This is a genomic window from Streptomyces sp. NPDC005195 (assembly GCF_040608315.1).
Taxonomy (GTDB): Bacteria; Actinomycetota; Actinomycetes; order Streptomycetales; family Streptomycetaceae; genus Streptomyces; species Streptomyces kaempferi.
This window is the reverse complement of the sequence record NZ_JBEXHZ010000221.1, coordinates 1-2,842: the sequence shown is the minus strand read 5'-3', so window position 1 is coordinate 2,842 and position 2,842 is coordinate 1. Positions and strand designations below refer to the sequence as shown.

The 2,842-nt window shown below is 70.0% G+C and carries 3 protein-coding genes; 1 reads left to right on the top strand and 2 read right to left on the bottom strand.

Annotated features, from left to right (window positions below):
- A partial coding sequence (locus ABZV34_RS38200) for a glycoside hydrolase family 19 protein (RefSeq protein ID WP_356287526.1) occupies positions 1–758 on the bottom strand: 758 nt, incomplete at its 3' end.
- A gap of 491 nt (positions 759–1,249) precedes the next feature.
- Between ABZV34_RS38200 and ABZV34_RS38195 the strand changes: the two genes are divergently transcribed.
- On the top strand, positions 1,250–2,269 hold the full coding sequence (locus tag ABZV34_RS38195; protein ID WP_356287523.1) for a hypothetical protein: 1,020 nt from the start codon (positions 1,250–1,252) through the stop codon (positions 2,267–2,269).
- 89 nt (positions 2,270–2,358) lie between these two features.
- On the opposite strand, the gene ABZV34_RS38190 is transcribed toward ABZV34_RS38195, so the two are convergent.
- Positions 2,359–2,842: SDR family oxidoreductase (locus ABZV34_RS38190; RefSeq protein WP_356287521.1), on the bottom strand; the 484-nt coding region annotated here is incomplete at its 5' end.

Sequence of the window (2,842 nt, the reverse complement as noted above, 5' to 3'; positions counted from 1 at the left end):
GTCTGGCCGAAGCCGGCCTGGTTGACCATCGCGTTGTGCGGTGTCATCGAGCCGGGTCCCGACTGCGTGTTCCAGTACCAGAGCCCCGTCTTCCAGGCGACGGAGGAGTCGGTCTGGACGAGGTTCGGGTTGTTGAGGAGATCGATGCCCAGCGCGTCGCCCGCTGCCTTGTAGTTGAAGTTCCAGCTGAGCTGTATCGGGCCTCGGCCGTAGTAGGCGGACTGGCCGGCCGGGCAGCCGTAGGGCTGGCTCCAGTCGCAGTAGTGCGGGTAGTTGGCGGTGTTCTGTTCCACCACGTAGACCAGTCCGCCGGTCTCGTGGTTGACGTTGGCGAGGAAGGCCGCGGCCTCCTGCTTCTTGACGGTGTCGCTGCCGGTGTTGGCGAAGCCCGGGTAGGAACTCAGGGCGGCCTTGAGGCCGTTGTAGCTGTAGAAGGAGTTCCGGTTCGGGAACATCTGGTTGAACTGCGCCTCGCTCACGGCGAAGCCGGAGGGGTTCGTGGAGCCGCCGTCACAGGCGTAGGGCTCCCAGAACCAGGTGCTGATGACGGGGTCGTAGCCCGGGTTGTCGTGCTCGGCGATGTAGGCCTTGCCGTCGGTGTAGCGGACGATGTTGCCGGTGACGTACGACCTGCCGGCCACCCAGTTCGGATAGCTCGAACAGGACGCGGCGGAAGCACCGGCTGCCGGGAGCAGTACCGGTGCGGCTGTTCCGACCACGATCGCGGCCAGGAGGGCGGAGAGGCGGCGCTTCGACACAGGATCAGTTCCTTTGCGGTGCCAGGCCGCACCGGAGGCAAGGTCAGAGCCTTGTGCGCACGCGCCGAGGGGGTCGGTCACGGCATCCGGGGCGGCCACGGTGGGGGGTGTGGGGCCACACTCAACCGCTTTGGTCTGTACCAGTCAAGGGTGTAGACCAGTCGGATCTGACAACGTTGGCGTGGAACTGCCCTGAGCTGCACGGAAGTTGACGCCGAGGTCCGCGGGGCGTCGCGTACGTGTCCTTCCGGGCGCGGTGTCACGGTCTCCGGGAACGGCCCGCCACGGACCACCGTCGATCCGCGCCCGCGAACCGCTCCGGCGATCCGCTCCGGCGGCGACGTCCGGATCCGCGGCGCACGCTGCCCGCCCCGCCATGCGGAGCAATCGGATCGCCCGGCACCCCGTGCCTGGACAGACTGATCACCGGCGAACCGATCCGTGTCCGGCCGGCTCGCCCGAACCGACCCATCGAGTTCCAGGGAGCGCCCATGCGTCTCGCCCGTCCGCGAGCCGGCCTCGGCAGGCCGCTGCTCGTCACCCTCGCCGTCAGCGCCCTTGTGCTGGGAAGCGGACAGAGCGCGTCGTCCGAATCACGGCGCACGATGCCGCGCGCGCGGGCCGGGTGCCTCTCCACACCCAGTCAGTACAGGGCCGCGTGGAACGCTCGGCAGGTCCGCTGCGTCTCACCGTCCCTGTTCGGCACGACGCACACACGAGGCGGCACCTCGCTCTATCCCCCGGGCTTCTGGTACGCGTGGACCGCCTCCAGCACCAACCTGGAGCACTACCTGGCACTGCGTCACCGGTACGGCGACAGCCCCGCGAAGGTCGGCATCGGCATTCTGTCCTACGTCGGCTACCCGGGCCTGGACACCTGGGACACCCCGACCGATCTGGAGGTCTTCACCCTCCCGGCCGGCGTCCGGGTGGAGGTGCCGGCGTTCGAGACCTGGTTCCGGCTGCTCGACGAGAAGGTCGGTGGCACCCGGGCGTACCCGCTCGCGGCACAGACCGCGCTCGTCTACGCGTACTCCCGGCTGGGCCCGCGCCAGGACGTCGTCAGTGCCTTCCAGAAGGTGACCGGCTGCGGCAGGACCGCCCTGCTCCAGGGGAAGGCCCCGACGGCCGCCATCGGCTGCGACCGCGACTTTCTCGGCGCCCTTGCCGCCGCCGGACCGTCCCCCTACGACGGCGGCGAGTCGAAGTCCTGCTTCCGTAAGTTCGCCTCCCGCTACCACGGCCCCAGGACCGCCGGAGCCCTGCGGGGCGTGCTGTACCAGTGCCAGGACGCGGGATTCCTCAACACCGGCGTCGGGCTCGGCTACAACACCTACGCCAACCCCTTCGTCTGCAAGCCCGCCGCCGCGCAGTCCGTACGGGAGAGATACACGGGGCGGGAGTTCATCGTTGCGAACATGTCGTTCGACCGTCTCCCCAGTCGTACCGACATCCCCCTGAACCTGGGCCGCCCGTCCCAGCGGGGCTTCCTCCGCACCGGATACTGCTGACGGCGAACGCCTTCCCACCCTGTGGCCACCGCGGACGAAGCCGCGGCCTGACCCGCGGCCCGACCGTCCCCGGCCGGGCCGCGCACGGTTCAGACCAGGACGCCACCACCGTCCACGACCACGACGGACCCCGTGCTGTAGCCGCCGCGCATCAGGTACAGGTACGCCTCCGAGACATCCTCCGCAAGTCCCACCCGGCCCACCGGAAGGGACTCGGCGGACGACCGGAAGAGTCCGTCCCGTTCCTCTTCGGCCAGGTCACGCCAGAGCTCGGTGCGGACCACTCCGGGCGAGACCGCGTTCACCCGGACCGGCGCCAGTTCCAGGGCGAGAGCCCGCGTCAGCGACTCCATCGCGCCGCACAGACTTGCCGCCACGCTGGTGCCCGGCAGGGGGCGCCGACCCGCGGTCCCCGTGGTCAGCACCACGGAACCGCCCGGCCGGACGGAGGCGGCCCCGTACTTCACGGCCGCGTACGCGCCCCACAGACGCGTGTCCAGAAAGCGCCGGGCCCGCCCGAGATCCGAGTCCGCGAGGCTCCCCATCAGCAGGGACTCGCCGGCCGTGTAGACG

Coding starts and splice junctions, on each gene's coding strand:
- ABZV34_RS38195 (WP_356287523.1), top strand. CDS start 1,250: ATGCGTCTCGCCCGTCCGCGAGCCGGCCTCGGCAGGCCGCTGCTCGTC.